The organism is Sorangium sp. So ce426 (assembly GCF_051475585.1).
GTDB classification, from domain to species: Bacteria; Myxococcota_A; Polyangia; order Polyangiales; family Polyangiaceae; genus Sorangium; species Sorangium cellulosum_B.
In genome coordinates, this window is sequence record NZ_CP150341.1 from 2,221,240 (window position 1) to 2,245,356 (window position 24,117).

Annotated in this window: 21 protein-coding genes; 8 read left to right on the forward strand and 13 right to left on the reverse strand. The window is 71.3% G+C overall.

Features of this window, described 5'->3' with window-relative positions; all coding sequences use genetic code 11:
- Nucleotides 1-95: 95 nt before the first annotated feature.
- Nucleotides 96-1,508: a spondin domain-containing protein gene (locus WMF44_RS08440; RefSeq protein WP_437298615.1), complete on the reverse strand. Its 1,413-nt coding sequence runs from the start codon at nt 1,506-1,508 to the stop codon at nt 96-98.
- A gap of 156 nt (nt 1,509-1,664) precedes the next feature.
- On the opposite strand from WMF44_RS08440, the gene WMF44_RS08445 reads away from it, so the two are divergent.
- Entirely contained in the window at nt 1,665-2,096 is a 432-nt protein-coding gene (locus tag WMF44_RS08445; protein WP_437298616.1) for a hypothetical protein, read from the forward strand.
- A gap of 123 nt (nt 2,097-2,219) precedes the next feature.
- Nucleotides 2,220-2,687 (forward strand): hypothetical protein, encoded by a 468-nt coding sequence (locus tag WMF44_RS08450; RefSeq protein WP_437298617.1) that lies wholly within the window; start codon nt 2,220-2,222, stop codon nt 2,685-2,687.
- Between the two features lie 138 nt (nt 2,688-2,825).
- Here WMF44_RS08450 and WMF44_RS08455 read toward each other — a convergent pair whose 3' ends face one another.
- The 10 genes from WMF44_RS08455 to WMF44_RS08500 form a co-directional block, all read right to left on the reverse strand.
- Nucleotides 2,826-3,380 carry a hypothetical protein gene (locus WMF44_RS08455; RefSeq protein WP_437298618.1) on the reverse strand — a complete coding sequence of 185 codons (555 nt, stop codon included), beginning with the start codon at nt 3,378-3,380 and terminating at the stop codon, nt 2,826-2,828.
- Nucleotides 3,381-3,439: 59 nt separating this feature from the next.
- Nucleotides 3,440-5,143: an SIR2 family NAD-dependent protein deacylase gene (locus WMF44_RS08460; RefSeq protein WP_437298619.1), complete on the reverse strand. Its 1,704-nt coding sequence runs from the start codon at nt 5,141-5,143 to the stop codon at nt 3,440-3,442.
- 88 nt (nt 5,144-5,231) lie between these two features.
- Entirely contained in the window at nt 5,232-6,710 is a 1,479-nt protein-coding gene (locus WMF44_RS08465; RefSeq protein WP_437298620.1) for a dihydrolipoamide acetyltransferase family protein, read from the reverse strand.
- A 3-nt stretch (nt 6,711-6,713) separates the two neighbouring features.
- Nucleotides 6,714-7,688, reverse strand: coding sequence for an alpha-ketoacid dehydrogenase subunit beta (locus WMF44_RS08470; RefSeq protein WP_012234205.1), 975 nt, complete (start codon nt 7,686-7,688; stop codon nt 6,714-6,716).
- A gap of 153 nt (nt 7,689-7,841) precedes the next feature.
- The gene (locus WMF44_RS08475) at nt 7,842-9,032 is read right to left on the reverse strand and encodes a thiamine pyrophosphate-dependent dehydrogenase E1 component subunit alpha (protein WP_437298621.1); all 1,191 of its coding nucleotides are present in this window, start codon (nt 9,030-9,032) and stop codon (nt 7,842-7,844) included.
- Nucleotides 9,033-9,233: 201 nt separating this feature from the next.
- On the reverse strand, nt 9,234-9,803 hold the full coding sequence (locus tag WMF44_RS08480; protein WP_437298622.1) for a tellurite resistance TerB family protein: 570 nt from the start codon (nt 9,801-9,803) through the stop codon (nt 9,234-9,236).
- Between the two features lie 78 nt (nt 9,804-9,881).
- Complete coding sequence (gene lipA, locus WMF44_RS08485) at nt 9,882-11,009, reverse strand: lipoyl synthase (RefSeq protein WP_437298623.1); 1,128 nt, start codon at nt 11,007-11,009, stop codon at nt 9,882-9,884.
- A 49-nt stretch (nt 11,010-11,058) separates the two neighbouring features.
- Nucleotides 11,059-12,204 (reverse strand): S-methyl-5-thioribose-1-phosphate isomerase, encoded by a 1,146-nt coding sequence (gene mtnA, locus WMF44_RS08490; RefSeq protein WP_437298624.1) that lies wholly within the window; start codon nt 12,202-12,204, stop codon nt 11,059-11,061.
- Nucleotides 12,205-12,537: a hypothetical protein gene (locus tag WMF44_RS08495; RefSeq protein ID WP_437298625.1), complete on the reverse strand. Its 333-nt coding sequence runs from the start codon at nt 12,535-12,537 to the stop codon at nt 12,205-12,207. It abuts the gene before it with no gap.
- Between the two features lie 10 nt (nt 12,538-12,547).
- Nucleotides 12,548-13,387 carry an SDR family oxidoreductase gene (locus WMF44_RS08500; RefSeq protein ID WP_437298626.1) on the reverse strand — a complete coding sequence of 280 codons (840 nt, stop codon included), beginning with the start codon at nt 13,385-13,387 and terminating at the stop codon, nt 12,548-12,550.
- An 874-nt stretch (nt 13,388-14,261) separates the two neighbouring features.
- Between WMF44_RS08500 and WMF44_RS08505 the strand changes: the two genes are divergently transcribed.
- From WMF44_RS08505 to WMF44_RS08520, 4 genes are all read left to right on the forward strand, one after another.
- Nucleotides 14,262-15,347 (forward strand): CAP domain-containing protein, encoded by a 1,086-nt coding sequence (locus WMF44_RS08505; RefSeq protein WP_437298627.1) that lies wholly within the window; start codon nt 14,262-14,264, stop codon nt 15,345-15,347.
- A 233-nt stretch (nt 15,348-15,580) separates the two neighbouring features.
- Nucleotides 15,581-16,393, forward strand: a complete 813-nt coding sequence (locus WMF44_RS08510) for an alpha/beta hydrolase (RefSeq protein WP_437298628.1) — start codon at nt 15,581-15,583, stop codon at nt 16,391-16,393.
- A 141-nt stretch (nt 16,394-16,534) separates the two neighbouring features.
- On the forward strand, nt 16,535-18,811 hold the full coding sequence (locus tag WMF44_RS08515; RefSeq protein WP_437298629.1) for an AAA family ATPase: 2,277 nt from the start codon (nt 16,535-16,537) through the stop codon (nt 18,809-18,811).
- A gap of 8 nt (nt 18,812-18,819) precedes the next feature.
- The gene (locus tag WMF44_RS08520) at nt 18,820-19,716 is read left to right on the forward strand and encodes a hypothetical protein (RefSeq protein WP_437298630.1); all 897 of its coding nucleotides are present in this window, start codon (nt 18,820-18,822) and stop codon (nt 19,714-19,716) included.
- Between the two features lie 99 nt (nt 19,717-19,815).
- Here WMF44_RS08520 and WMF44_RS08525 read toward each other — a convergent pair whose 3' ends face one another.
- Nucleotides 19,816-20,802 (reverse strand): hypothetical protein, encoded by a 987-nt coding sequence (locus tag WMF44_RS08525; protein WP_437298631.1) that lies wholly within the window; start codon nt 20,800-20,802, stop codon nt 19,816-19,818.
- Between the two features lie 774 nt (nt 20,803-21,576).
- Between WMF44_RS08525 and WMF44_RS08530 the strand changes: the two genes are divergently transcribed.
- Nucleotides 21,577-21,774 (forward strand): hypothetical protein, encoded by a 198-nt coding sequence (locus WMF44_RS08530; protein ID WP_437298632.1) that lies wholly within the window; start codon nt 21,577-21,579, stop codon nt 21,772-21,774.
- Between the two features lie 9 nt (nt 21,775-21,783).
- The gene (rlmN, locus tag WMF44_RS08535; protein ID WP_437298633.1) at nt 21,784-22,980 is read left to right on the forward strand and encodes a 23S rRNA (adenine(2503)-C(2))-methyltransferase RlmN; all 1,197 of its coding nucleotides are present in this window, start codon (nt 21,784-21,786) and stop codon (nt 22,978-22,980) included.
- Here the strand turns inward: rlmN and WMF44_RS08540 are convergent.
- A complete protein-coding gene (locus WMF44_RS08540) occupies nt 22,958-23,746 on the reverse strand; it encodes a DUF5995 family protein (protein ID WP_437298634.1) in 789 nt (262 codons plus the stop codon). The genes rlmN and WMF44_RS08540 overlap by 23 nt on opposite strands.
- Nucleotides 23,747-24,117: the final 371 nt, after the last annotated feature.

Consider the following 24,117-nt stretch of genomic DNA (forward strand, 5'->3'; position numbering starts at 1 on the left):
GCCACCATGGCAGTGCTGGGCGGAGGCGCCCCGCGCGGCCGCCTGGCACCCCCGGGCCGTGGTCCAGCGGCCCTGGGGTGCCGCTCGCGCCCCCGCTACCGCGCCGGGGTGATGGTCACCTTCAGCATCTGGTTCGACGCAGGATACAGATAGCCGTCATCGACGTTGCGCACCTGGTCCTTGGGATCGTCGGCGCCCGTCTGCGGCCCGGCCTGGCGCGGCGCCTGGTCGGGGCCCACGCCGGGCCACTGGTTGGCCTCGGTGCCCGTGTCCCAGATCGTGACCTGGTCGGAGACATCGCCGCTCACCGGCTCGCCGCTCGCGTCGAACAGCGCGATCCCCGCATCGCTCGGCCCGAAGAACAGATCGTTCGATTGCCCCAGCATCGACGCGAAGCTCAGCCGCTCGCCGGGCCGCGCGGTCACCGTGAAGCTGAACTTCGCGCCGGGCAGCAGCGGCCCCGGCGCCGAGGCGCCCACGGGCGTGTTGTAGACGAGCACCGACGAGATCCCGCTCTCGCCCCCGACCTCGGCCTCCAGCGACGCCGCGAGCGTGGTCGGATTCCCGTCCTCGGCCAGCATTTCGAGGCCCTTGCCCCGGTCCGCCTCGCCCGTCCTGAACAGGGGCGCTCCGGGCCCGTGCACCACCGCGACGCCCGGCGCAACCGGCGAGGTCAGCCCCGCGCGGGGAATGACCCCCTCGTGCAGCATCCTCGGGTTCCCGTCCTCGGACTGCGCCTCCAGCCCGTTGTCGGGGTACGCCTGCCCGACCGTGAACAGCGGGTTGTCCATCGTGTGCACCACGAAGAGCCCCGGCGACAGCGGCACGGCGGCCGGCTCCCCGCCCTCGGGCATCAGCGTCCCCACCTCCGACATGTTGGTGATCCGGATCGTGAACTCATTGCCCGGCTCCGGCGTCACCGTCACCTGGATGACCTCCTCGACCGCCGGGTAGGTATAGCCATCCTGGACCAGCCGCACTGTGTTGTCCGGGTCCGGAGCGCCCGTGTTCGCGGCGCTCTGCCGGGGCGCCTGGTTCGGCCCCGCGCCCGGCTCCTCGTTGGCCTCGCTGCCGGCGTCCCACAGCAGGACCTGGTCGGTCACGTCCCCGCTCACCGGCTTGCGCGACTCGTCGTAGAGCGCGATCCCGGCGCCATCGGGCGCATAGAACAGATCGTTCGACTGCCCGAACATGGTCGTGAACGACAGCCTGTCGCCCGGCAGGGCGCCGACGCGGAATTCGAAGCTCTTCTCGGGGAAGAGCGGCCCGGGCATGCTCTCGCCCACGGGCGTGTCGAACACGCCGGCCACCCGGTAATCCCGCGCGGGCGTCACGTTCTCGAGGGTCACGTCGAAGCTCGTGGCCGCGTCCCCGCCGCCGGGCCCGCTCGCGCCTCCCCCGCCCATGCCACCGGCGCCGGTGGTATCGCCGCCTTCGCCGTCGCCGCAAGCGGCGGCGAGGGTGAGGACGAGGGGCAGAGCCGACAGCGCGCGATTCCGAATCTTCATGACCATCCTCCAGAAGCGGTGATTGAGATGACGCGACCTGGATCGCCTCCGCCGCGGCGAGCGGCGTCGCGGCGATCGGTCCTCCGGCACACCCCTGAGACCGGAGCGGGCGCGGGCGCCCGCCTCCACCAGCGATGGCTCGTGGCGCGTCGTTCGATGGTGCTACGCGACGGAGGGCAGGTCGGTTTCGCGGCTTTCGCGCGCGCCTGTTCGATCGTGCTCGGGAGGAATTTTTTAGCGTTGCTGGCGGTCTCCGGCGCGCTCGCCTCGGATTCCGGCGGTCAGGCGTGGCTGGACAGCCTGAGGCGCGTCCGCCTCGGGCAAGAGCGCGGGATCGAGGCCGGCGCCCACATAGAGGTCAACGCGAAGCGCGTCTTGCTTGCCGCCGACCTCGACGAGACATCGCCCCTTCGAGTCCGCTCTCGACCGTTGCTGCCGAGCAACGCAGCCCCGCGGTGTTTCTCCGAGGTAACGTTCGAGCCGCTTCCGTCTGGATTCGAGAACGACATGAGGTCGCTGCGTCCGGTGGAGCGATCGATGACCTCCATGGTCAATTTGTTCGGGACGATTGCGCTGCCGTTGGGGTAGCTTGCGCCGATGTCGTAACGCGCCCGCTGGCCGAGCGGCGGCCTTCGCGGACGAACGCGGGACAGGGAAGAAGGCCGCGCGGGCGGCGAGCGAGGCGTCGGAGCGGCAGCAGGAGGAGACGGCATGAAGATCGAGCGCATGTGGTGCGTGGTGGACCCTGGGCCAGTCGCGGAGCTCGCGGATATCTGCTTCGAGTCCACCCCTGCAGATCTGATCCGGTCGACCGCGACGATGTTCTTCCTTGGCCGCGGCGATTGGGCGGAGCGGCGGTCGAAGATCGCGCTCTATACCAATGAGTCAGAGGCCCGCACCGACGCGGAGCGACGCCTCGCAGCGCGTGACGGTCGGGAGGCGCCAGCGCCGACGCTCTCCTGCCGCGTCTGGGAGATCTTCGGGGGGCACGTGCGCCTGTACGAATCCGGTGATGTGCGACACTGGGATGAAGGCGTGGGAAAGTGGGCGCCGGGCTGGGGGCGCTGGATGGATGAGACCAGGGACTGGAATGCGGACGAGAAACCATGTCGAGCCTGGCGGGGCGCCGTCGAAGCATATCAGACGCGGCCGCCAGCAGACGATGCGGAGAGCCCGTGATCCACGTCCACTGCGACCGGCTGGTCGAGTGGGAAGCTCGAGAGCTGCCGGACGGAGACGCCGTGCCGGGCGACGAGATCCTCCGCGTCCGCGCTGCGCAGCCGGACCTTGGGTGCTGCATTCCGTGCGCGCCATGCGCTAGACCCGACCACCTTCCAGACGCCGCGCCTGTTGCTCGAACCAGCGTGTGAACCCCTCGGCGGCCGCAACGAGCCCGGCCCGCGACACCTCCACGCCGCGGCCCATGTGCCCGGGTAGCTCGCGAGAGAGGATGCGAACCGAGCCGCCGGGCGGACAGAGGATGAATGCTTTGCATCCGCCGAACTGCTCGCCCCAGTTGGTCAGGAAATCGTGGGCGCTCCAGAACGTCCAGTCCCGGCGGCGTTCCTCGGCCGTTCGGGTATCGGGCACCTCGACGTCTCCTGGATGGCCGTACAATTGCTCGTCGAGGAAGTTCCAGGCAGCGATGTCGTCCAGCCCGGCCAGCTTCTCGGACCACAGGCGGTCGAGGTTGGAGGGCAGCCAGCGAAAGGAGCGGTAAGCCGGGTACAGCGCACAGTGCGACTCCCCGAGGTCTCCGAGGGCCACGCCGCGGCACCAGACGCACATGCGCCCCCACACTGCGCTCGGGGGCTCCAGGTTGGGCTCCACGTCCGCTTCGATGGCGAAGTCCAGCCGATCGCCGAACAGCATATCGATTCAGCCTCCTGCCCCCTGCGCCCGCGCGGGGCGCGCTCGTCCGAGGATCTCGATCACCGAGCGAGCCAGGCGGTGACAGGGGCGATGACGCGCTCGCTGAACGCCTCCTTGTCCAGCGCGGCGCCGAGATCGACGCGGAGGTAGCGGTAGGTGCACGGGCGCCCGCCGGCGTCGAGGTCGTGATCGCTTCCGTCGTAGATGGTGTCCTCCTGCTCGCTCAAGGACGACCAGATCTGGTTCCAGGGCAGGTTCCGAACGGAGGAGCGCATCAGGCTGATCTGCAGCTCGGAGCCCGCCGCGCGCGCGCCGCCGAAGCGCGTCGGATCCGGCTCATCACCCCCGCTGCGCGTGAAGCCCGTGTCCGACACGACCTCGAGGACCACGCTCCGCGAGGTGCTGGCCGATGACTGCCAGACGAGCTGGAGGCGATACGCAGGCAGGAAATCCCAGGCCCAGTACTTGCGGCGAAAGAACTCGGTGGTCGATTTCGGGTGACGCGAGAACAGGGACGGATCCCAGCGCTCGAACGCGAGCCCGATGCCCGCGAGCGCATCGGACAGCTCTGCCAGCCGATCGAAGACGCTGCGCTGATACTGGTGGACGAGCCGATAGCTCTGCCTCACGAGCGCCATGTCGATGCCGCCGTCCCCCGCGGCCGTCTCGAGGCTTCGAGGCGTCGCGGCGGTGGCGGCGCGCGGGGCGGGCGCCGCCTCGGTGAGGAGCGAGCGGTGTGCGACCCGGGTGACGGGAGGGACCATCACCTCGACCTCGTCGGCGAGGAATGCGAGGGGCCCGGCGGGGGACGGCGCGGCTGCCACCTCGAGGTGCGCGGTGGGCCGAGGGGCGCCCGCCATGAGCGGCGGCGGCGTGGTGGGCTCCCGGTTCCCGGCGGAACCGAGGGCGTGGACGAGCGCCACCAGGGGATCACCGAACTCCTCGAACGGCAGGAACTCGATGCAGCTCAGGTCCCTCAGGCGCCGCTGCGTATCGCGCAGCTCGCGCGCCCGGACGAGCATGTAGTGCGGCCCCGCGGCGCCGCCGAAGGCCTCCTGGACCCACGCGATCTGGTTGCCGAACATCGCGTCGTCGAGGCTGAAGCCGACGAACAGGAACGTGCGCGCCGCAAGGAGGTGCCGCAGCGCCTGCAGCGCGCCGCGGTAGCGCACCTCGTCCTCCTGGCTCGGGTACAGCTCGCGGTAGCCGTCCGGCGTCAGGATCAGCCGCTGCGGCTGCTGGATGAAGCCGTGCAGGTGCCAGACCGTCGGGCGATCGATCTCGTCGCGCAGCATGGCGGACAGCTCCGCCGTCGCGTCGACGCTGATCTGCACGAGATCGTTCGGATCGTCGAGCGCGTAACGGAGGATCTGATCGTAGTTGGTCGTGATCACCAGCCTGCTCGGCAGCTGCCAGACGGCGCGCGCGAGCGACAGAGATCCGGTGTCGATGCGATTGCCCGGCGGATCGAGCACCTGGCGGAGGTAGCGGTACCAGCCCGGCCCCATGCCCTCGCGCGCGTGCCGGGCCGCCTCGAAGTAGTCGGGCGCCCGCTTCTCCAGCAGCCCTTCCACGACGTTGGCCTCGGGCCGCTTGCCGTCCTCGCGGAGGCGCGCGGCTGCCCCGAGGAGCAGGTCTCCCCAGCTGGGGAACATCCGCTTCCCGTTCCGGTCCAGCGCGGCCATGGACACGCCGGCGCCGACGAAGGGCACGACGAACCGGTCGCGCAGCGCGTCCTCGAGCGTCTTGGGAATCGCGATCACGGCGCGCGATGTTGCCGGTTCCGGCCCCGCGCGACAAGCCGTGGGTGGGTTGCTGCCGCGCGCGGCAGCCGCTGCGCGCAGCAGCCGCTCAGCTCATCTCCAGGAACAGCCGATCCGGATCCTCCAGGTACCCGATGATCTCGTACGCGAACGCCGCCCCCACGTGCCCATCGATGATCCGGTGGTCGAACGACAGCGACACCAGCATCACCTCGCCGATCACGATCTGCCCGTCGCGCACCACCGGCTTCTGCTTCATCTGGTGGATCCCGAGGATCGCGACCTCCGGGAAGTTCAGTATCGGCGTCGCGAACAGCCCCCCTTGCTGGCCGAGCGACGTGATCGTGAACGTCGAGCCGCCGAGATCCTCCGGCTTCACCCGCCCCGCCTTCGTGTCCTCGCCGAGCCGCGCGATCTCCTGCGCGATCTCCAGCACGCTCCGCCGATCCGCGTCGCGCACGACAGGCACGATGAGCCCGGCCTCGGTCGCGGACGCGATGCCGATATGATAGCTCTTCTTGACGACGATCTCCTGCGCGGCCTCGTCGAAGGCGCTGTTCAGCATCGGGTGCTTCTTCAGCGCCGCGACGACGGCCTTCACGAAGAAGGGCAGGAACGTGAGCTTCACGCCCGCCTTCTCGGCCAGCGGCCGCAGGCGCGCGCGGCGCTCCTTCAGCGCGGAGACGTCGCACTCCTCGACGAAGGTGAAGTGCGCCGCCGTGTGCTTCGACCGCGACATCGCCTCGAAGATCCGCTTGCGCACGCCCCGCAGCGGGATGCGCTCGTCGCCTGGCCCCGACGGCAGCTCCCGGCCGCGCTCCCCCTCGGGCCGGGCCACCCCGCGCCCGCGGTCCTCCTCGGGCCGCCCGGCCGCGGCGCGCTCCCCCGCGTCCAGGGGCGCCGCCGCCCGGTGATGCCCCGGATCGAACACCATCGGAGCCGTCGGGGGCTCGACCTCCGGCGCCTCGAGCGCCCGCACGTCGTCCTTCGTCACGCGGCCCGCCGGGCCCGTCGGCGGCACGCGCCGCAGGTCGACCCCGAGGTCGCGCGCCAGCTTGCGCGTCGCGGGCGTCGCGAGCGGCTTCTCGTTGAAGTAGGCCGCCGCGCGCGACCCCGCGCCGATGCTGCCGTTCGCCCACGCCGACCGCGGCGGCGCCACCAGGTTCATCCCCGGGAGGTCCTCCCGGATGTCGCCGACCGCCGTCGCCGCGGGCTCCGCGGCCCCGGACTTCGCGGCCGCCGCAGGCGGCTCCGCAGCCCCGGCCTTCGCAGCCGCCTGGCGCACCCCCGCCCCCGACGCTGGCGCCGCCGCCGCCCCAGGCCGGTCGTCGAGGTCGAACACGACGAGCACCGAGTGGACAGGGACGACCCCGCCCACCTTGCCCCGCGTCTCCACGATCCTGCCCGTGCGCGGCGACGTGATCGTCACCGTCGCCTTGTCGGTCATCACCTCGACCATCGGCTGGTCCTCGGCGACCATGTCGCCCGGCGACACCAGCCAGGTCACGATCTCGCCCTCGGTGACGCCCTCGCCGATGTCCGGAAGCCTGAACTCGTACTTGCCCATGCGTCAGTACCTCGCCGTCTCCAGGATCGCCGGAAGGATACGATGGGACAGAGGGAGATACTCGTTCTCGAGGGTGTACGGGAACGGGGTGTCGAAGCCCGTGACCCGGACCGGGGGCGCCTCCAGGTGGAGGAACGCCTTCTCGTTGACCAGCGCGACGAGCTCGCCCCCGAGGCCGCAGGTCTTCGGCGCCTCGTGCACGACGATGAACCGGCCCGTCCGCTTCACCGACTCGATCACCGTGTCGATGTCGAGCGGCCACAGCGTGCGCAGGTCGATCACCTCGCACTCGACGCCCTGGGCGGCCGCCTGGTTCGCCGCGTCGAGCGCCTCGTAGAGCATCGCGCCCCAGACGACGAGCGTCACGTGCCAGCCCGGCCGGACCACCTTCGCCTGGCCGAGCGGGACCGTGTACTCGCCCTCGGGGACGTCGCCCTTCGCGGCGCGGTAGATGCGCTTCGGCTCGAAGAACAGCACCGGATCCGGATCCCGGATCGACGAGAGCAAGAGCCCCTTCGCGTCGGCCGGGTTCGACGGGCACACGACCTTCAGGCCCGCCACGTGGATGAACTGCGCCTCGGGCGACTGCGAGTGGTAGTGCCCGCCGCGGATGCCGCCGCCGAACGGCGTCCGGATGACCAGCTTGGACGGGTACTCGCCCCCCGAGCGGTAGCGGTACTTCGCCAGCTCGGACACGATCTGGTCGTACGCGGGATAGATGAAATCGGCGAACTGGATCTCCGGGATCGGCACGAGCCCGTAGAGCGCCATCCCGATGGCCGTGCCCACGATCCCGTTCTCCGAGAGCGGCGTGTCGATCACCCGGTCGTCCCCGAACTCGTCGAACAGGCCCTGGGTCACGCGGAACACGCCGCCGACCTTGCCGACATCCTCGCCGAGCACGACGACCCGCGCGTCCCGCCGCATCTCGTGGCGTAGCGCGTCGTTGATCGCCTGGACCATGTTCATCTGAGGCATGCTCTTCGTCTCCGTCTCTCGGCCAACAGGTGGGGGTACAACCTCACCGGCGCCCCGGTCCCCCGGGGGTCCCCGCCGATCGCGGGCAGCGGCGCCACCCCCGCCGCGCCGCCGTCCGGCGAGCCGCCACGCCGCCGCCGCCGGCCGCGCGGCCTAGTGGCCGCCGTGGCCCTTGGGCCTCGGGCCCGCCTTGAGCTGCTCCCGCTGCTCCACGAGGTGCCAGGGCGGCTCCGCATAGACGTCCTCGAACATCGAGTCGAGCGGCGGCGGCGGGACCTTCTCCGAGACCGCGATGCACGCCTTGACCTCCGCGTCGACCGCCGCCTCGATCTCGCGATCCTGCGCCTCCGTCCAGCCCTGGGTGCGCTCGAGGTGCTGCCGCAGCCGCGCGATCGGATCGAGCCGGCGCCACGGGTCGAGCCATGCGTCGGGGCGGTACGCCTTCGGGTCGTCGCTCGTCGAGTGGCCCGACAGGCGGTACGTCATCGCCTCGATGAGCGTCGCGCCCTCGCCGCGCGAGGCGCGCGCGATCGCGTCGCGCGTCACCTTCACGACGGCGAACACGTCGTTGCCGTCGACCCGCACCCCGGGGACGCCGTACGCGGCGCCCTTGCCCGCAAACGTGTTGCTCGACGTCTGGCGCTCGGTCGGCACGCTGATCGCCCAGCCGTTGTTCCGGCAGAGGAAGATGACCGGCACCTTGAACACGCCAGCGAAGTTCAGGCCGCTGTGGAAATCCGACGAGCTCGTCGCGCCGTCGCCGAAGTAGGCCAGCGTGACGAGCTCGTCGCGCTTCAGCTTGGCGGCCCACGCGAAGCCGACGGCCTGGGTGATCTGCGTGCCGATTGGCGAGCTCACCGAGCCGAAGTGGCCCTCGCGGTAGGTGTAGTGGTCCGGCATCTGCCGCCCCTTCACCGTGTCGTTCGCGTTGCCGAACATGTTGTCGATGTACCGCTGGAGCGGCAGCCCTCGCCAGAGCGCCGCCCCGAACTCGCGGTAGCACGGGAACACCCAGTCCTGGGGCCGCGTCGCGGACACGCTGCCGAGGACCGTCGCCTCCTCGCCCAGCGAGCCGATGTGGAACCCGATGCGCCCCTGGCGCTGCAGCGCCACGAGCCGCTCGTCGAGCAGGCGCGTGCGCAACATGGCCTTGTAGAGGGCGATCACCTCCGATGGCTCGAGCTTCGGATCGTGCGCGGGGTCGAGCGAGCCGTCGTCGCGCAGGACCTTGATCACGTCGTCGGCACACGTATCGAGCGGGTGCCGCGCGACGGCAGCCTGCGGCTCGAGGCTTGCCCCTGAGACGTTCGGCGGGCGGTCGGTGGAGTACGTCGCGGTGCTCATCGGTTCGCGGGACACTAACCAAAGGCGCTGCCAGAGACCAGTGCCCAGACGCGGCGTACGCTCATTCGCTTTACGCGTGACGTTGGGGTGACGTTGACTCGTCGCAGCGATCAGCCTCGGGGTTTGACTCGCCGCGGCGAGCTCGAACCGGCGCGCCCTGATGCGCGTCTCCCGCCGTACGCGGCGGCGCTGATGTCCACGCTAGACGTTCACGGGCTCGGCTGCCTGCGCGAGGGCCTCGTCGACGGCGGCCACGTCGAGCTTGAAGCCGCGCGCGAGCTGCTCGAGCACGCCGTGCTCCTGCGCGCTCACGCCGCCGGAGGCGTGCGCCATGGACGCCGCCACGCGGAGCACCTCGCGCTGGTGCTCGGTCCGCGCGATCGTGCGGGCGACCATGCTGATGCGCTTCTCCAGCCCGTCCTCGGCCAGCATCTCGCCGAGGTCGGCGAGGAGCGCCTCGATCTGCTTCTCGTGGACGAGGTTCTGGCAGGCGCCGGCGACGATCGCCTGGAAGCGCCCGCGCTCCTCGTCGTCGAAGTGGCCGTCGGCGTTCGCGACGAGGAACGCGGCCTCGATGATCGTCTCGAAGAGCGCCACCGCGGCCGGATCGAAGCCGGTGGGCATCGTGATGTCTTCGATGGGAGGGCGCGCGCTGTAGGCCCTCGCGGCCTGGGCCAGGATCGACGCCACGCGCACGCGCGGCGTCTCCGAGCCGAGGCGCGATGCGCGAGGCGCGATGCCGCCGGGGCGCCTGTTGATGGGAGCGGACATCGTTGTGTTGGACCCTCCTGCCGTCCAACACGCTCGGCCAAACGCCCGGAAGCGTCAAGCCGCTTGCTGAGTGGCGCTCTAGCGGCGGACGAGGGAGGCCGCCGGGACGAGGCGCGCGGCGCTGGCGGACGCGGCCGCCGGGCCGTCGGGCGGGCGGGGCTCGTCCGGGTCGAGCTCTGCGGTGAGGCGGGCGGCCTCGCGGCGCGCCACGGCCAGGCGCTCTTCGAGGAGCGCCTCGACGGCCGGCGCGCCGCCCGGGGAGGCGCCGGCGGGCAGCGCCGCGCCGCCTCGGTCCATCAGGCTGCGGACGAAGACCTCGGCCGCCTTGTAGCTCGACCGAACGAGCGGCGCGCTGGCGGCGTAGAGGAAGCCCATCTCGAGCGCCGCGCGCTCGAACGCGGCGAAGGTCTCGGGCTCGACGAAGCGCTGCACGGGCGCGTGCTTCGAGGAGGGGCGGAGGTACTGGCCGATCGTCACGATGTCGACCCCGGCCTCACGAAGGTCGCGGAGCGCCTCCAGGACCTCGTCGTCCGTCTCGCCGATGCCGACCATGATCGAGCTCTTGGTGAGCCGCCGCGGCGCGGGCGCGCCGGCCTCCGCGGCCTCGGCGGCGAGGCGCCGCTGGCGCTCCTTCGCGCGCCGGAGCACGGCGAGCGACTGGTCGTAGCTCGACCGGACGTCGCGGATGACGCGCGTGATGCGGCGGACGACCTCGACGTTGTGGGCGAAGACGTCGGGCCCGGCGTCGACCACCATGTCGACGGCGCTCATGTGGCCCTGGAAGTCGCCGACCAGCGTCTCGATGAGCAGGTCGGGCCGGAGCGCGTGCAGGCGGCTCACCGTGCGGGCGACGTGCTCGGCCCCGCCGTCGAGCAGGTCGTCGCGGTTGACCATCGTCATCACGACGTACTGGAGCGAGAGCCGGGCGATGGCGCGGGCCACGTGCTCCGGCTCGCGCACGTCGACCGCGCCGCGCGGATCGCCCGTCGTGACCGCGCAGAAGCGGCAGCCGCGCGTGCACACGTCGCCGAGGAGCATCACCGTCGCGGTCCCCTCGCGCCAGCACTCGCCGACGTTCGGGCAGCGCGCCTCCTCGCAGACCGTGTGGAGATCGAGCTTGCGGAACGTCTCCTTGAGGTGGTGGTACGTGTCACCCCCGGGAGCGCGGACCTTGAGCCATTCAGGTTTGGGCGAGAACTGCGCCATCAGGGGTGTCCTTAGCCCATGCGGCGGGGGAGCGCGAGGGGGAGGTGCGCTAGCCGGCCGGCGGCGCAGGCGGCACGGAGCGGCTGATCTCGCGCGTCGTCAGCTTGCCGCGCTCGGTGAAGACGGCCGTGACGAGCTCCGCGGGGGTGACGTCGAACGCCGGGTGCCGGACGGGCACCCCGGGCGGGACGACCCGGCGGCCGCCGACGACGGCGAGCTCGTCGCGGCTCCGCTCCTCGATCGGGATCGACGCGCCGCTGTCGGTGGCGAGGTCGATCGTGCTCCACGGGGCGGCCACGTAGAACGGGATGCCGTGGTGGCGCGCGAGGCAGGCGAGGCCGTAGGTCCCGATCTTGTTCGCGACGTCGCCGTTCCGCGCGATGCGGTCGGCCCCGACGACGACGGCGCCGATCTCGCCCTTCTGCATGAACCACGCGGCCATCGAGTCGGAGATCACCTCGACGGGGATGCCGTCCCGCTGGAGCTCCCAGGCGGTGAGGCGGGCGCCCTGGAGGTACGGGCGGGTCTCGCACGCGAGCACGCGGAGCGCCTTGCCCTCCTCGATGGCGGCGCGGATCACGCCGAGCGCCGTGCCGTAGCCGCCGGTCGCGAGCGCGCCCGCGTTGCAGTGGGTGAGGACCGTGCCCGACTCCGGCAGGCGCGCGGCGCCGGCGCGGCCCATCTGGTGGCAGGCGGCGACGTCTTCCCGGTGGATCTCGCGGGCGAGCTCGGCGAGCTCCCGCGCGCGCTCCTCGCCGCGGCGCCCGGCGTTCTGCAGGGCCGCGGCGATCGCGCGCCGCACCGCCCACCCGAGGTTCACGGCGGTGGGCCGGGCCGAGGCGAGGTGCTCCCCCGCCGCCCGCATGGCGGCGACGTAGCTGGAGGCGCCCTCGTCGCGGGCGGCGCGCGCGGCGAGCGCCATCCCGTACGCGGCGGCGATGCCGATGGCCGGGGCGCCGCGGACCGCCATCGTCCGGATGGCCTCGGCGACGCCGGCGGAGTCGGTCAGCGTGAGGTAGCGCTCGCGCTCGGGCAGCTCGCGCTGCTCGAGGAGGAACACGCGGTCGTCGCCCTGCGCCAGCTCGACGGCCGAGTAGTCGGCGCCGGAGAGGGCCGCGGCCGGCTCCCAGGGCGGCGCCGGCCGCGCGCCCTCGCCTGGCCTCGGTGTCTGCTCTGCTTCGAAGCTCGTGCCCATTCAGCGCCTCCCGTTCGAGCGTGACGGCTCCCCTGGCGATCCGTCGTCCGACCCCCGCGCCTCGGCGCTCGCGGCGAGCCGGCCGCGGATCTCCTCCGCGACGGTCGCGAAGTCCTCCGCCGCGTCGGCCTTGCGGCCCGCAAGGTAGGCGCGGAGCGCGTCGGCGGCGAGTAGCGCGAGGCTCGCGTTGATCCCGCGCGCCGTGAGCGCCTCGATCACGTCGCCGTTCTTGAGCAGCGTCTCCAGGTCGTCGAAGACCGCGGCGAGCTCTGGCCCGGGATCGACGCCGCCGCCGGCGGCCGTGCGCGTCTTCTTGTCGTCGTCGCGGGTCACGGGTCGCGCCTCATGGTTTGGTGGTGGTCGCCTTGGGGATCGCGGTGAAGGGGAAGTGCGGCGGCTCCACGCCGGGCACGCACTGGTACTTCGAGAAGTCGGTGACGCCCTCCTCGCGGAGCAGGGCCTCGTCGATCCACGCCTTGCCGCGCCGGGCCGACGGCTCGCGCGAGAGCAGCGCGAGCGTCGCGTCGGCGAGGATATCCGCCTTGCGCCAGAGCTCCGGGCCGCCGAGGCCGAAGTTGATCGTGGCGAAGCTCTCGATCGCGGTCGCGGGCCAGAGCGCGTGGGCCGTGATGTTGTGCTCGGCGTACTCGCCGGCGATGGCGTCGGCGATCATCGTCATGCCGAATTTGGAGACCGCATAGGCCCCGTGGTGGGCGCAGGCCCCGGCGTCGACGGGGGGCGACATCATGATGATGTGGCCGTATTTTTGCGCGATCATCTGGGGGAGGACGGCCTGCGAGAGGGCGAACGACGCGCGCACGTTGATGCCCATGATGAGGTCGAACTTCTTCATGGGTGTGTCCACGACGTCGGCCCACCAGAGCGCGCCCGCGTTGTTGATGAGCGCGTCGATGCGCCCGAGGCGCTCGACGGCCGTGGCGACGGCGCCCCTGCAGGCCTCGTCGTCGCGGACATCGAGCTTGATGGGCAGCGCGCGGCGGCCGAGCTGCTCGACCTCGCGGGCGACGTCGTGGATCGTGCCCGGGAGGCGCGGGTTCTCGGCGACCTCCGTCTTCGCGGCGACGACGATATCCGCGCCTTCTCGCGCGCAGGCGAGGGCGACGGCCCGTCCGATCCCGCGGGAAGCTCCTGTGATGAAGACGACGCGGTCCTTGAGGCGCATGGTCGGCGGTCATAGCACAGGAGCCGCCGCGGGTGCGGCCTCGCGGTTCGCGGTCGAGCGGCCGTGCTGCGGGGTCGCCGCGCGGTCATCGGGTCATCGGGCCGTCGGGCCGCCTTTCCGCCTTTCCACCTTTCCACGAGCGCGGCAGCCGGCGTGCCGGGCGGATGAGATGGCGCGCGCGTACGGCGGGAGGCCACATCCACCACCACCCCGCGCGTGACGCAGGGGCGAGCTCTGCCGCGGACGTGAGCGGGCGAGGGCCCTCAGGCGAGCGGCCAGGCGGTGTGGGGGTGTGGCGGTGTGGCGGTGTGGCGAGGAGCGGGGGAGTCGCGCGGATTTCATGGGCGTTCGATTGACCTGCTGCTGATATGCGGCGTGGCTCCCCGCGGCGCGCGTCGACGCGCGATCCACGGCGGGCGGAGGCGGAGGCTCGCAGGGTGTGGTCGCCCCCACGGGCTTCCGATCGCGGTCTGTCGTCGGACACGGACACCCACCCTTCGGACCAGGGGAGATGTTGTGCCCTGATGGCTCCATGTCTCACACCGTCCTCGTGTGAAGAAATCCTGTGTCGTCGAGCTCCGGGAAGCTCGGTTTCATGGGTCTTGAAAAGATCCAGTGATCCGGCGGCAAATCATGCGTGCCAGAGTGTTTCGTGCCTGGACATGCCAGCGGTCAGGTGACACCGTGTCGTGAGCGAATCGAAGGGAGGCGCTGCGCTGCGTGGGATCGCGCTGTGCGCTACTCCGCCCCCTGAACAACGCTGTACTGGGGTGGCCCGTCGAGGTGTCGTGTGCCCCGGCGTACGTGCTGGCGCGAGCCGCGACGCAGGGGCGGGCCGAGCTCGGACGGGCCCAGAGAACCAAGGAGCATGCATATGAGCGCTTTGCACAGGACGCTTGTCCTCGCCTTCATCGCTGGCTGTTCTGCAGTCGGCTGTCTCGCCTCGACCGAGGTCGGCGAGGAGCCGTCGGCGGAGCTGTCGGACGACCAGTCCTCGCCGCTCGCGGGGGCGGTCTGCGATACCGCGTCGGAGGGCTCGGATGTGGAGCTCTCCTGTCCTGCCGGCGAGGTCATCACGGCGATCCAGTTCGCGAGTTATGGCAGGCCGCGCGGCGTCTGCGGCGGCTACGCGGCCACCTCGTGCAACGCGCCGACGTCGAAGGCCGTCGTGGAGCGCGCGTGCCTCGGAAAGGCGAGCTGCGCCGTGCGGGCGAGCAACGCGACCTTCTCCGGTGATCCGTGCAGGAGGACCGCGAAGCGGCTCTACGTGCAGGCGGCGTGCGGCCCCGCGACGCCGGGCAGCGGCGCGAGCGGCTCGACGAGCGGCACGGGCGGTGAGGGAGGCGCGGGAGGCGCGGGCGGTACGGGAGGCTCGACGAGCAGCACCGGGAGCGCGGGCGGCTCGACGAGCGGCACCGGAGGCACGGGCGGTGAGGTCTGCGGCAATGGGGTTTGCGGCGCGGGCGAGGACTGCTCGAGCTGCTCGAGCGACTGCGGCGCATGCCAGATGTGCAGCGGCGCCGGGCCCAGCACGACTCCGCTCGACACCGAGGAGCAGGCGTTCCTCACCATCATCAACCAGTATCGCGCGCAGAACGGCCTCGGGGCGCTCTCGGCCTGCACCTCGATGAACCGCGCCGCTCAGGGGCACAGCGAGGACATGCGCGATCAGAACTATTTCTCGCACACGAGCCTCGACGGCCGGACGCCCTGGACCCGCATGTGCAACGCCTGCTACGAGCTCGGCTGCGGGGGCACCGCCATGGCCGAGAACATCGCCGCTGGCAACTCGGCAGCACAGGCGACGTTCACGCAGTGGAAGAACTCGGACGGCCACAACAAGAACATGCTCGGCTCCGCCTACAAGGTCATCGGCATCGGGCGGGCGACCGGAGGCGGGACCTACGGGTCCTACTGGACCACGGTGTTCGGCGGCAGCTCCGAGGCGAGCTGCAATTAGGCCAGGCACCCGCGGCGGCGGCCGCCTGCTCGCAGCAGCCTGTCACGCATGAGGCGTTCTGCCATGGCGGGGCGGCGCGACCCGGGAGCCGAGATGGCCCGGGCCGCGCCGCGCTCCGCGGCCGGAGAGCAGCGGCCGAGTGGCGGCCCGGCGATTGCTTTGAGCTTCGGACGACGGAGCGGTTGTGTGCTCGGAGCAAACGAGCTGCGCCGGTCATCCGTCTCGAAGCTCTCATGGCGGAACACATCATCTATCTCCTCGGTCCTTATCGAATTCCCGGCTTCCAGGGGGAGCGCGACGTCCGCGTCTACCTGCCCAGCGAGGGGGCGCCCGCCGGGCCGTCGCCTGTGCTCTTCCTGTTCGATGGGCAGAACGTCTTTCACGACGACCCGTCTTACAGCGGCGGCTGGCACCTGCACCAAGCGGTGCGCGATCTCTCGGGCCGAGGCCTCGTGGCGCCCGTCCTCGTGGGGATCGATCACGGCGGGAGCGAGCGGCTGACCGAGCTGTCGCCGTTCCCGGGCGACGGCAGCGACGGGCGGCTCGACGACTTCCTCGGCTGGATCACCTCCGAGATCGTGCCGGCCGTACAGGAGCGCTTCGCGGTGCGGCGCGACCCGGCCGGCACGGCGATCGGCGGCTCGTCCATGGGCGGCCTCGCGGCGCTCTACGCCCATTTCCGCCGCCCCGACGTGCTCGGGGCCGCGCTCTGCATGTCGCCGTCGCTCTGGTTCGCGGAGCGGAAGATCTTCGACTTCATCGCCTCCCAGGCCGTCCCGGCGAGCTCGCGGCTGTATATCGACGCCGGCGCTCAGGAGGACGACGGCTCGGTGCTGCGCGACGCCGCGCGCCTCGTGGCTCACCTGCGCCAGCGCGGCTACGGCGAGGCCGACCTGCTCTTCTGCCCGGACGAGGACGGGACCCACTGCGAGGACGCATGGCGCCGGCGCGCGCCGGGGGCGCTGCAGTTCCTGTTCGCCGAGGCCGCCGGGGAGCGGCAGGGGGGCGCTGGCGGGGGGAACGACGAGGCGCAGCAGGCCGTCTGAACGGCGACCTGCGGCCGGCAAGCGCCTCGGCGGCGTACGCGGCACGCCTGATCGCTCGGAAGGGCCGCCGTGTGCCTCCGGTCGTGGTATGACGTGGGCCTGCGCATGCGGGAAGCGTTGCCGAGGGTAGATGTCGGGATCTTGACCTTCCGAGAGGACGAGCTCGAGGCCGTCCTGGAGCGCTTTCCGCGGGAGACGACCGTCTCCAGAGCGCGGATTTACAGTATTAGCCGGTTACCCATCGAGGAAGGTGAGAGCTACACCGTCGCGGTAACCCGCTGCGTCGCGGACTTCCCCAGCAGCGATGTCGTGGGGGCCATCGACGAGCTCGTCCAAGACCTGGCACCTCGACTGCTGCTCATCGTTGGCATCGCGGCAGGGATACCGTCCGAGGAGGTCACGCTCGGAGACGTCGTGGTAGCGACCGCCGTCGTCAAAGCGAGCAGGAAAGCAATGCGTGAATCTCAGCCTCTTTCGATAGAGCACATGCATAAAGACGTCGTGAAATGGGCGTCGAGCCTGCCAGTGCTGATCTCGTCGGGGTGGAACCATCAAGAATTCACGGGCCCGGCTCCCAGTATAGCCCATGAATTTGCAGGAGATGTCTCGCTCAAAGATGAAGTGTCCTTGTCGCTTAAGCGTCAATTTACGCCACCCTCGACGCTGGCTAATTCGATTCCGCGAGTGAAAGTCGGGAAGTCTCGCTGTGTGGCAGGTGCAATCGTCGCGAGCGATTACGTGATGAGCGACGACGATCTGAGATCCATTTTTAATGGATTGCGGCACAGCGTCCGCGCCGTCGAGGTAAAGTCCCTGAATGCGTACGGCGCGGCGCATGTGCGCGGGCTGCCCATCATGTCGATCAGAGGCATCAGTGAAATCATCGGCATGGAGCGCGACCCTGCATGGATTCCGTACGCCTGTCGGGTGGCCACATCGTTCGCGCTAGCCTTCTTGCAGGCGCGTCCCATCGAGCCACTCCGGGCGGCCGCGCACGTTGCAGCAGCCACCGAGGCAGCCTCCGAGAGGGAGGTCGACCTCACGAGAGTCTTCTGGGCGAAGCGCCTATCTCTGTCGTGGGTGCGAGGATTTCCCCTGCTAGAGCTTCCGATGAAACCGCCGGCCAAGCAGGACCAGGGACAGTGGACCGTCCTCCTTGGCGACAACGGGATCGGTAAGACCACCATCCTGCGCGCCCTCACGCTCGCACTCTCTCCGAGCGATGTGGTTCATGCCGTGCTGGGGAGAATGGGGGTCACCTCTCCCACCGTGCGGGCCGGCAGTGCCAAGGCCATCATCCGCCTGGGAGCTCACGAAGAAGACGATCTCACGACGCTCACCCTGGAGCCATCTCCAGGCGGCGAAGTCCTCCGGCGGCGGACATTCACCGAAGCCGCCATGCCTTTCGTCGTGGCCTACGGCTCCCGCCGCGGGTCCGGCCTCCTCGACTCGGGACGCAGCGCCGATGCCACGCCCCTCGCAGCCGTCGAGACCCTCTTCGACGAGGGCGCCAGCCTGATGCAGCCGGATTCCTGGCTCATCCGATGGCAGCTCGCAGCGTTGCAGGGCGGCAAGGATTCGCAGGATGCACGCTTTTTCGACGCGATCCTTTCCACGCTATGCGAGCTGCTTCCTGACGTCAAAGCGGTCCACGTGAGCGCAAAGGGGGTCGACGTCGAGGGCCCCACCCTCGGCCGGGTGCCGCTTGGAGCGCTGAGCGACGGCTACCGTACGACCATGGGCTGGATCCTCGACATGGTGGCGCGCTGGGTCGAGGAAGCGAGGCGGCGCAACATCGAGGTCGACGGTGATTTCCACGAGAAGATGACCGGCGTCGCCGTGGTCGACGAGATCGATCTGCACCTCCACCCGCGATGGCAGCGTGACGTGATCTCGATGGTGCGCGGACACTTCCCGCGGATGAGCTTCGTGGTCACCACGCACAACCCGCTGACGCTTCTCGGCGCACAACCTGGAGAAATCTACGTGCTACGGCGGGATGCGCAAGGCAACGTGGAGATCCTCCAGCGGGATCTGCCGCCCGGCGCGGGCGCGGAACGGATCCTCACCGGCGAGTGGTTCGGGCTCCCGTCAACGCTGGACGACGAGACGCTGGACATGCTCGCCAAGCACCAGCGGCTGATCCGCGAGCGCGGCCTCGACGCGCCCGAGGCGGTGAAGCTCGAGGAGGAGCTGCGGCGGCGGCTCGGGTCGTTCGCGGATACGCGGGTGGAGCGGCTGGCGCACGAAGCGATGGCGGAGCACGTCGAGAAGGATCTGCGCGAGCTGACGCCCGAGGAGCGGAAGCAGGCTCGGGCGACGGTCGCGGCGATGCTCGATGAAAAGCCGGGGCCGGTGAAGCCGGCGCCCATAAAGAGCAAGCCAAAGGCGAGACGGCCCAAGCAATCAGCAGGTTGAGCGGGGACATGCTCGGGTTCCGGCGGCCCAAGCGCCCCAGGGGGTTTGCGAAGGAGGTCGGTGCGGTCCGCCGCGCCGTGGCGAGCGCGTGCGCCGCGGGGCAGGTGCCGGACTTCCTCCCCTTGTGGCGCAAGGACGAGTACAAGCGGAAGTTTGTGGCCGCACAGCACGGCAAATGTGGCTACTGCGAGACGTACTCGCTGAACCACCCCCCAGCCATCGAGCACTACGCGCCGAAGGGCGAAGTCGAGGCTCTGGCCAGCGAGGGGATCGAGGCGGACGGGCTCTATGGCGTCCGAGATCGTGCCACGGCACAGATCAGCCCGACCGGGTATCACTGGCTTGCCTATGACTGGAATAACTGGCTGCTTGCGTGCGAGCGTTGCAACACGGGCTGGAAGCGATCGCTCTTTCCGGTGCGAGAACATCCGCACCCGTGCCCGCCCGCGCCGGGCCGGCGCTACACGCCGCTGCTCCTGAACCCGTACGGCGTGGAAGATCCCGTCGAGCACCTGGAGTTCAGCGCGCTTGGAGACATCATCGCCCGCCATGGGAGCGAGTATGGGGAGGCGACGATCCGCACGCTCGGGCTTTCCCGCCGTGAATCGCTGCGCCATGTCCGGCAGGGCTTCGCGGAGGACGCGACCCGGCACGCGAGAGGGCTCGAACAGGCGCTCGTCGACGGCAAGCTCGATAGTGCGCAGATCCACGCCGAGGCGCTGGTCTCGCTCGGCGGTGAGGAGCGCCTGCATGCAGGCATGGTGCGGAGTATCGTCCTGTCCAGGCTCGGCATGCGCTGGCCCCAGATGAAAATGCTGGCTGAGAAGCTCGCCGCGAAGGCCCATCCTCCCACGAAAGCTCCAGCCGTTGGTGCGCGCAAAAGAACGCGGGAGCGGAAGCGGTAGGCCGCGTGTCCCGCGCCGGGCTCGCCTCGATGGCGCCTGCAGAGCGCCCTTCCGAAGCGCGAATCGTTCTGCCGGGATGTCCCCTCTGGCGCCTGGCCCCTACCGCCGCCCCTTGCTCCGCTTGCGCGTCCCCTGGACGATGCGCGCCGCGTAGCGCGGCGTCGGGGCGGTCGCGCCGAGCGCCGCGGACAGGCGGTCGACCTCCGCATCCGAGAACGACGCCTTCCGGAGCGCGGTGATCGCGCCCGCCACGACGTCGCGCGACTCGGGGCGCTCCGCCCCCGTCTTCTCCTCGAGCCAGCGCACGACCTCGGGGAAGCGGCCGGCGAGGGCCGCGATCTGCGCGGGCATCCCCTGCCGGAGCAGGCGCAGGCCCTGCAGCCGCTCGTCCGCGCGCGGGGAGCGATCCGACAGCACGAACGCCTCCTCGAGGCGCGCGACCACCTCCGCGCCCGCCGAGAGCCCGGCGAGCAGCGTGCGCTCGGCGAGCGCCTCGAGCGCGACGTACGCCTGCAGGTAGCCGTCGGTCCAGGACGAGAGCTCGCCGACCACCGCGTCGCCGCGCGCCGCGATGACGGCGCGGAGCGCCGCCACAACCCCGTCGCGCACGATGCGCCGCGGGTCCTCGGCCAGCTCCTCGAGCGCCTCGAGCGGATCGAGCCCGCCCTTCCCGCGGCGCGCGCCGCCCGCGCGCGGCGCCTGCCCCGCTCCGCCCGCCCGCGCCGCGCCCTGCACCGCGAGCGACGCGAGCGCCTGCGCCGCCACGATGAGCGCGTACTCCTCGGTGGTCGCGCAGAGCGCCCGCACGAGCCGCTCGGCCGGCGCGCCGCGGTCCGCGATCGCCGCGCCGACCGCCCGCGCGAGATCCAGGTTCACGCGCGGCAAGGGGGCGTTCGGCCCGAGGTCGGGGCCGGGGGCGCGCACCCCACCGCGCCGGGCGGGCAGCCCGGAGCTGCGATCGAGCAGCGCGAGCAGCTCGGCCGGATCGCCGCTCTGCGCGGCGCGCTCGATCGCCGCGTCGATCTTCGGGTTGCGCAGCGCGCCCGGGGGAGTCGCCCCCCGGCGCATATCCGAGGTGTCAGCCATTCAGAACCCCAGGGAAAGACCGACCTCCGGGGAGAGGACGGCGGTCACGGCAGGAAAGGTGAGGCTCGCGCGGAGCGCGAGGCTCGGCGAGAGGGCCTCGATCGGCGCCGGTCACCCCGGCGCCGGTGGCCGCGCGCGCCTGCTCGAACGCGGAGGAGACCTCCGGGCCCGCGGCGAGCCACCCGGCGAGGCTCCCCGCGATCGCGGGGGACGCGCGCGGCGCGCGGGAAACAGGGCCGTTGCGTGCGGACATCGGCGCGCAACGTAGCCCACCGGTGTGTCAGCGAGCGCCAGAAAAGCTTGGGGACGGGAAGCCCGCTCACCCGATCCTGGAACACGCCACACGCAGGAGGGACAAATAATCCACAGGTTGTTCCCAGGTTGTGGAAACCCCGTGGGACCCTGGCAACTCCGCGGAGCTGCCCGTCCTGCGCCGATCGCGGGGCGGCAGCCCCTCCAAGCCCCGGCGCCGGCCGAAGCCAGCCCGGGCATGGACGCGCCGCCCACACCGATGCAACTGATTTTTCTGCGATTTCTGGCGCTCCGTGGCCCGGCGCGCCGCCCGACTTCCGGGCGCTAAACTCCCTCCTTCGGAACCAATCTGCAACCCAAAAATCACGTTCCCGAGCCCGGTTTGACAGTCCACATGCTTGTCCACAGATTGGCCACCTGATGGCCCCAGACGGCGCGCAGGTTTCGTGTCGGATGGGGGGCGCCGGGCGCGTTCTCGCTTGTCTTTCGGGTGGCGATCGACATGCGATTGACAAGCTCGCGATGACCTGGGTGGGGGAGGCGGCGGGCGCCGGGGCTCGGCTGGAGCGCCCGGCGAGCGTCCATCCGGCGGACGCGCGGGCGCCGGGGCTCGGCCGGCCAGAGCGCCCGGCGAGCGGTCCATCCGGCGGCCGTCCGGGTGAGGCGGCCGCGCCGGGCGCTGCGTCGCTGGGCCGCGCGGCGCCGCGCCCGGCGTGCTAGCGGGTGCGCATGCGCGTTCCGGAGATCCCCGAAGAGATGGCGTCGCCCCTGCGCGCCGGCGACCCGCCGGCGCAGGTCGCAGGGCGCCCGCTGATCCGGAGGAGCGCGCGCGTCCCACGCTGGCGCGCGCGGCTCGCCGACCACGACGCGGCCTCGCTCGCGGAGCTGCTCCGGCAGGCCGGCGGCACGGCGTCGGCGGCGCGCGCGGTCTCCGGCAAGGTGGTGCGCCACGCCTTCGGCGCCGAGCCGGGCGCGCCTGCGCCGGCCTGGGACGCGCGCGCGCTCGCCGCCCTGGGCGTCGGGGCCTGGGCGCACGAGGCGCTGCTCGCGCTCGATCCGGCGCCGTCGCTCGAGATCGCCGAGCGGGCGCCGGCGCAGGACGACACGCTCCGGCTCGTCCTGCGCGCGGGCGACGGCGCGCTCATCGAGTCGGTGCTGATCCCGGGGCCCGCCCGCACAACGCTCTGCGTCTCGAGCCAGGTCGGCTGCGCCCGGGCCTGCTCGTTCTGCGAGACGGGGCGGCTCGGGCTCGAGCGCCAGCTCGCCGCCGGCGAGATCGTCGATCAGGTCCGGATCGCCCGGGCGCTCGCGGCCGAGCGCGGCGGCGCGCCCCTCAGGAACCTCGTCTTCATGGGGATGGGCGAGCCGTTCGATAACCTCGGCGAGGTGCTGAAGGCCATCCGGCTGCTCACCGATCCGCGGGCGTTCCGGTTCGCGCCGTCGCACGTCACCGTGAGCACCGTCGGGGTGGCGGACAAGATCGAGCCGTTCTTCCGCGACGCGCGCGCCGAGCTCGCCGTCAGCCTCAACGCCCCGGACGACGCCCGCAGGCAGGCGATCATGCCCGTGAACGCGCGCTTCTCGATGGCGGCGCTGAAGGAGGCGATCGCGCGGGCGCTGCCGCCGGGGCGGCGCGTGCTCTTCGAGTATGTGCTCTTCGATCGCTTCAACGACGCCCCGGAGGACGCGGATCTGCTCGCGGCGTACGTCGCCGGGCTCCGGTGCCGGGTGAACGTCATCCCCTGCAACCCCGGCCCGGATCCGGCGCTGCGCCCGCCGTCCGCCGCGCGGCTCGACGCCTTCGTGGCGCGGCTGTCCGGCCACGGCGTCACGACGCTCGTGCGGCGGCCGCGGGGGCGCGACGTGGGCGGCGCCTGCGGTCAGCTCGCGGGGATGGCCCGCGTCAGGCAGCCAGAGCCAGCGTGAGGGCGGCGCCGCGGGCGAGCGGGGCCCCGGCGCGGAGCGCCCCGTGGCCCGCCGCGAACGTACGGGCGATCTTCCCCGAACGCTGGTCCATCCGGACGAGCACCGCGCGCTTGCCCGTCTCGCCGGTGCGCCCGAGCGTCGCGAGCAAGGAGAGCAGGTCGGTCCATACGCGGTCGCGCCAGCGCCTCAGCAGGAACATCACGACGCTCGAGATGGCGCGCTCCACGTCCCGGCTGAAGGTCGCGATCCGGGCGAGCGGGCAGCGATAACGAGCGCGCAGGATCGCGAAGATTTCCGGCATCGCCGCCGCGAGAATTTCATTCACAAGGTCGTGGTCGTGACGGTAGCGGTCGAGAAGCCGGGCGTCCTGCGCCGCGCCGTGCTGGACGATGTTCCGGTAGAGCCCGAGGGCCAGGTCGTAGTTGATGTGCGCGTTGATGCCGAGCAGCCCGTGCGCCGCCGCCGCCGACCCGCCCGCGCTGGCGCACTGGAACGCGACGTCCCACGCCTCGATGCCCGTCGACCGCGCTTCCAGCGACGCCGCGAGGGCCGTCAGGTAGTACTCGCAGAAGATCCCCGCCAGGCGCGAGATCCACGCCGGCTCGAGGAACCGGCCGTCCGAGCCGTCGACGACCGCCTCTTTCACCCGGCGCGTGATCACGGCGTAGACGTCGGGGAACACCGCCCGCGGGTCGTTCCTCTCGCGCAGCCGCGCGGCGACCGTCTCCAGCGCGATCAGCGCCTCGGAGACGTTCGCCGGCGTCATCGTCACGCCCTGCAGGACGGGATGACGCGCGGTGGACACCGCGGGATGGGACGCAGCCAATGACCGCGTCTGCTTGCTCCTCATCGCCAGGGGTCGATCCGAAGTAAGGGTCTTCATGGCTGCGCGGAGCGAGCGAATTCAAGGATCGTGCCCGTATGTCCGGTCCGCAGTCGTACACAGCCACAGGAGGTACGAGCGCGCGCAGAGCTGGGCTCGAGCGCGCGCGGCGGGTGTTTGCACGCTCGTTCGCCAGGTCGCCCTTCACGCCGGATTTCCCGCGAATACAGAGGCGAACGCGCGCCCGTCGGTCCGGGGCGAGCGGGCGAGGTTCCGGTGGCGCCGCGCGGCTACCAGCAGCGGTGTCGTCGAGC

Coding starts and splice junctions, on each gene's coding strand:
- WMF44_RS08440 (WP_437298615.1), bottom strand. CDS start 1,508: ATGAAGATTCGGAATCGCGCGCTGTCGGCTCTGCCCCTCGTCCTCACC.
- WMF44_RS08445 (WP_437298616.1), top strand. CDS start 1,665: ATGGTGCTACGCGACGGAGGGCAGGTCGGTTTCGCGGCTTTCGCGCGC.
- WMF44_RS08450 (WP_437298617.1), top strand. CDS start 2,220: ATGAAGATCGAGCGCATGTGGTGCGTGGTGGACCCTGGGCCAGTCGCG.
- WMF44_RS08455 (WP_437298618.1), bottom strand. CDS start 3,380: ATGCTGTTCGGCGATCGGCTGGACTTCGCCATCGAAGCGGACGTGGAG.
- WMF44_RS08465 (WP_437298620.1), bottom strand. CDS start 6,710: ATGGGCAAGTACGAGTTCAGGCTTCCGGACATCGGCGAGGGCGTCACC.
- WMF44_RS08470 (WP_012234205.1), bottom strand. CDS start 7,688: ATGCCTCAGATGAACATGGTCCAGGCGATCAACGACGCGCTACGCCAC.
- WMF44_RS08475 (WP_437298621.1), bottom strand. CDS start 9,032: ATGAGCACCGCGACGTACTCCACCGACCGCCCGCCGAACGTCTCAGGG.
- WMF44_RS08480 (WP_437298622.1), bottom strand. CDS start 9,803: ATGTCCGCTCCCATCAACAGGCGCCCCGGCGGCATCGCGCCTCGCGCA.
- lipA (WP_437298623.1), bottom strand. CDS start 11,009: ATGGCGCAGTTCTCGCCCAAACCTGAATGGCTCAAGGTCCGCGCTCCC.
- mtnA (WP_437298624.1), bottom strand. CDS start 12,204: ATGGGCACGAGCTTCGAAGCAGAGCAGACACCGAGGCCAGGCGAGGGC.
- WMF44_RS08500 (WP_437298626.1), bottom strand. CDS start 13,387: ATGCGCCTCAAGGACCGCGTCGTCTTCATCACAGGAGCTTCCCGCGGG.
- WMF44_RS08505 (WP_437298627.1), top strand. CDS start 14,262: ATGAGCGCTTTGCACAGGACGCTTGTCCTCGCCTTCATCGCTGGCTGT.
- WMF44_RS08510 (WP_437298628.1), top strand. CDS start 15,581: ATGGCGGAACACATCATCTATCTCCTCGGTCCTTATCGAATTCCCGGC.
- WMF44_RS08520 (WP_437298630.1), top strand. CDS start 18,820: ATGCTCGGGTTCCGGCGGCCCAAGCGCCCCAGGGGGTTTGCGAAGGAG.
- WMF44_RS08525 (WP_437298631.1), bottom strand. CDS start 20,802: ATGGCTGACACCTCGGATATGCGCCGGGGGGCGACTCCCCCGGGCGCG.
- WMF44_RS08530 (WP_437298632.1), top strand. CDS start 21,577: ATGACCTGGGTGGGGGAGGCGGCGGGCGCCGGGGCTCGGCTGGAGCGC.
- rlmN (WP_437298633.1), top strand. CDS start 21,784: ATGCGCGTTCCGGAGATCCCCGAAGAGATGGCGTCGCCCCTGCGCGCC.
- WMF44_RS08540 (WP_437298634.1), bottom strand. CDS start 23,746: ATGACGCCGGCGAACGTCTCCGAGGCGCTGATCGCGCTGGAGACGGTC.